A 2492-nucleotide genomic window follows, 5' to 3' on the forward strand; every position below is an offset into this window, starting at 1 on the left:
TGTTGAACCGAAACCCCTATGGGGAAAGCGGTTTATCTTATTTTTGTAGGATAAATTTAAACCAAATAATCTGATGAAAAAAAATTCATGATCAATCTGTAACCGTGCTCGAACAGCTTCACCGAACCATGACCATTGGCGACTACTCGCCAAGAACGGTGGCTAGCTATCAGCGCGAGGTGTGTTTCCTGGCCCAGTATTTTCCCGAGGTGTCCTTGCGCGACATTCAGCAACATCACATCGAAACGTATTTGCTCTACGTAAAGGTGACCCTGGGATGTGCACGCGATAAATGCCGAATGGCAGCACAGGCTTTCAGCTTCCTCTACAAGCACGTGCTCAAGATGCCTTTCGTGCTCCCCTCTAAACTATATCCCCGTAAGGCTTTTACACTCCCCCACATCATGTCGCCAGAGGAAGTGAGGCTGCTTATACAGTCGTGTAAAACTATTAAGCAGCGCGCGCTCATCGAGTTGTTCTATTCTACCGGTGTGCGGTTGGAGGAATGCTCTAAACTCAAAATCACCGAGGTCGATTCGGCTAACATGTGCATCCACCTCCATCAGGGCAAAGGACGCAAGGACCGTAAGATGCTCTTATCACCTCAGTGCTTAATGACGCTACGCCAGTACTACAAAGTACACAAGCCTGCGGTGTACCTCTTCGAGGGCAAGTGGACTGGCAAGGCTATGCACCCGCGCGCCATACAACATGCCCTCAAGTTGTGCTTCAACTATGCGGGTATGAAAGATAAGCCCTACAGTGCCCATACGTTGCGCCATTCCTTCGCCACCCATCTGCTCGATGCCGGAACCGACATTCACACCATCAAAGAGCTGCTCGGTCACAGCACCATTGCCACAACCATGGTATACCTGCACTTGCAAACTAAAAAGCGACAGGCCATTATCTCACCCCTCGATATGTTGTTTCAACAAAACTCCGTGGCCATATGAGGGTGAACACAAATACTTCTCCGGTGGGCCGTACGCCCAAGCGCGGACTTCAACATGTATTACGATCGGTGGATGATTGGAAAACAAATGCCCGCTCCGGCGCTGTGCCTGTGCTTAACGCCATCGCGCAGTGTCGAACCCCTTCCCTGGGATATCATCTCTATGCTTGCTCCGATAAAGGTTGTGCACATAAAACTATGCAATACCACAGTTGTCGTAACAGGCATTGCCCGCATTGTGGAAATTCCAAGAAGGAGGATTGGATACAGGCCCGCATGAATGAACTGTTGCCCTGCAAATATTATCATGTGGTGTTCACCTTGCCACACGAACTCAACAGCCTGGTGATGGGTAACCGAAAGCCCTTGTTCAACTTGCTCTTCGAGGCTTCTGCTTACACCCTCAATGTCTTTGCGCGGGATCGTAAATACATGGATGCACAGATCGGAATCATTTCAGTACTCCACACCTGGGGACAGCAACTCAATTTCCATCCTCACGTGCATTGCATTGTTACCGGTAGCGGATGGCAACACAATAACAAGCGTTGGGTAGCGGGTAAAAAGTGTCGCTACAAAACATTGTTTCCTGTCGATGCCATGGTAGAGGTATACCGCGCCAGGTTTTTACGAAGGCTTACTGAACTCAAAAACGCCGGTGAGATCAACTTGAGTGAAGCCATGAAAATAAACTGGTACAACTTCACCCAAACGTTGAAACACAAAGATTGGGTCGTCTATGCTAAAGAGCCTTTCGGAGGTGCCGCACAAGTAGTGGAATACCTGGCACGGTATACCCACAAGGTGGCCATCAGCAACAACCGTATTAAACATGTCGAAGATAATGGCACGGTGACCTTCGACTATAAAGACTATGCCGATCAGGGCAAGGTCAAGCCAATGACCTTGCCACCCCTGGAGTTCATCAGGCGCTTTGAGCAACACATTCTGCCCAAGTACTTCTGCAAGATCAGGAGCTACGGATTGTATGGAAACCATAAACGACACACGCGCTTGAATATGATTTTGAAGGTGCTCGGCTTGCCCCAACATCCAACACCTTCTCACGTGCCCTGGTATATCAAGTTTATGCAGCGCTATGGTAGCGATCCATTACTTTGTCCGTGTTGCAAGAAGGCTAAGGTGGTGTTGGTACAGGTTGTCTATAACCGAAGGCAGCTGGTGAAGAAGGAATAGGCAGTAACCGATTGACCGAACAGGTTTGTTATTGTAAAAGACCGGCTTTAAAAAAAGTACGGCGCGAAATCATTTTGTCTACCATTAAAAAACCTTCACCAAAATGAGTGATTGCATTAACCTGGAACAAGCCAACACCGCTCCCAAGCGTAGAAAATCAAAAAGGTGTTGCTACGCAACATCGATTTTAACAACAGTGCCAGTAGCAAATACCGGTGCAGGCATTCAGATAAATTTTACTTTGTACCCTAAGGGACTGCTGGGGGTTACGGTCAACAGCAAGTAGAACAAAAACCCCGATAGAGCATCGCTATGATCGGGGTTTATTGTGGGGGTTTTC

2 protein-coding genes are annotated in these 2492 nt (G+C 48.2%); both read left to right on the top strand.

Translation table 11 applies throughout. The features are described from left to right. Positions 1-104 precede the first annotated feature (104 nt). Positions 105-956 carry a tyrosine-type recombinase/integrase gene (locus tag IVW53_15750; GenBank protein ID MBF6607017.1) on the top strand — a complete coding sequence of 284 codons (852 nt, stop codon included), beginning with the start codon at positions 105-107 and terminating at the stop codon, positions 954-956. Between the two features lie 68 nt (positions 957-1024). After that, positions 1025-2152: an IS91 family transposase gene (locus tag IVW53_15755; GenBank protein MBF6607018.1), complete on the top strand. Its 1128-nt coding sequence runs from the start codon at positions 1025-1027 to the stop codon at positions 2150-2152. Positions 2153-2492 lie beyond the last annotated feature (340 nt).

This window comes from Chloroflexota bacterium (assembly GCA_015478725.1).
Taxonomy (GTDB): domain Bacteria; phylum Chloroflexota; class Limnocylindria; order Limnocylindrales; family CSP1-4; genus C-114.